Consider the following 1,984-nt stretch of genomic DNA (forward strand, 5'->3'; position numbering starts at 1 on the left):
GCCATGCAAGGCACCCGAGGGCTCGTTGCGATGGCAACCACCGAACTCGCCATAACGCACCGGCAGTTCACGATAGCTGCGCAGGCCGGAATTGAAGACTTGCACATGCCCTGGGCAGTTCATCGGCTTGAGCGCATACTCGCGCTTTTCCGATTCGGTGAAGAACATGTTATCGGCGTAATTGTCCCAGTGGCCGGACTTCTGCCACAACGAAACATCCATGATCTGCGGACAGCGAATCTCTTGATACCCGCTGTCTTTGTAGACCTGCCGCATGTATTGCTCGACGGTCTGCCAGAGCGTCCAGCCCCGTGGATGCCAGAATACCATGCCCGGCGCTTCTTCCTGCATGTGAAAGAAGTCGAGCTTGCGTGCCAACTTACGGTGATCGCGCTTTTCCGCCTCTTCCAAGCGCTGGAGATAGGTCTTCAGGGCCTTATTATCCGGCCAAGCCGTACCATAAATGCGCGTAAGCATTGGCTTGGTAGCATCACCACGCCAATAGGCGCCCGCCAGCTTGGTAAGCTTGAAAGCTTTCAGGTGCCGCGTATTCGGAACATGCGGCCCACGGCACATATCGATGTATTCTTCATGATGATAGAGGCGAACGAGCTCACCATCGGCAATACCCTCGACGATTTCCTGCTTGTAGGGCTCGTCACGTTCAACGAAGGTCGCTAGGGCCTGCTCTTTCGTCACGTACTCACGAACGACATTGTATTCACGCTCGATAAGCGCCTTCATACGCTTTTCCATCGTGTCGAGGTCGTCCGGCGAGATTGACTGGCCGAAATCGATATCGTAATAAAACCCATCGTCCACGACCGGTCCGATCGCCATTTTAGCGTCGGGATAAAGCTGCTTGACGGCATGTCCCAGGAGATGGGCACAGGAATGGCGGATAATTTCCACCCCTTCATGATCGCGCGCGGTCAGGATACTGACCTCGGCATCACGTTCGATCAGGTCGGCCGTATCGACGGCAACGCCATCTATCTTTCCTGCTACACAAGCTTTGGCAAGACCCGTGCCGATGGACTCGGCGAGCTGCATAACGGTCAAGGGTGAGTCGAAAGTTTTCTGACTGCCATCAGGCAAGGTCACGATGGGCATACAAGGTCCCTTATATTCAGTGGTGGCCCATACTAGGGACCACATGAAACGATGAAGATGAAAAGCAATGGGGGGAGGCTATCGGCCTACTTACCCTTGTGCGTCATACGCCTGCGGGCCTGCAACTTAGATGAAAGGCAACACAAACGCATGAAACGGCGAATTGCGCACACTAGCAAGCGCGCGAAATATCGTCCAGTCGCACCTGTAGCACAAATAAAAAGGGGCGCCCGGAGGCGCCCCTTTCTTCGATCATGAACCGAGCGATCGTTACTCTTGCTCGCCCATTTCAACACGACGGTTTTCAGCACGTCCTTCTTTCGTCTCATTGGTTGCGACGGGATCTTCTTCGCCGTAACCCATGGTCGTGACGTTATCGCCGTCGACGCCCTTCGAGACCAGGTAGTCTTTCACAGAGTCGGCACGACGCTGAGAGAGATCCTTGTTATAGGAAGCGCTACCGACGGAATCGGTATAGCCTTCCAGTCGAACGTTGACACTCTCGTTGGCAGCCAGCTTCTCGGCAATACCATCGAGGATGCCTTCCGCATCGCTGGTGAGCGTGGCGGAGTCGAACTCGAAGTTCACATCATGCAGCACCAGATCCGCCGGGCAGCCTAGCGCATTGACTTCTTCACCTGCCGGTGTATCGGGGCACTGGTCCTGGTAGTCCGGAACGCCATCGCCATCGCTATCCAGCGGGCAGCCCTGAGCGTTGACGTCGACACCAGACGGTGTCCCCGGGCATTCGTCCTTGTAGTCCGGAACGCCATCGCCATCGCTATCAAGCGGGCAACCCTGAGCGTCTACCAACACTAAAGCAGCTCAGATCCGTCCATCAGAGAGAGGATCGCGAAAGCCATCTACTTCT

General features: G+C 55.6%; 1 protein-coding gene and 1 pseudogene. Both read right to left on the reverse strand.

The genetic code is table 11. The annotated features are described in order from the left end of the window. The coding region (locus OP496_RS17405) for a threonine--tRNA ligase (protein WP_280565132.1) at positions 1-1,113 on the reverse strand (1,113 nt) is incomplete at its 3' end. 270 nt (positions 1,114-1,383) lie between these two features. Then, a pseudogene (locus tag OP496_RS17410) lies at positions 1,384-1,923 on the reverse strand (OmpA family protein); the annotation flags it as partial. Positions 1,924-1,984 lie beyond the last annotated feature (61 nt).

The organism is Chromohalobacter sp. 48-RD10 (assembly GCF_029889785.1).
GTDB lineage: Bacteria > Pseudomonadota > Gammaproteobacteria > Pseudomonadales > Halomonadaceae > Chromohalobacter.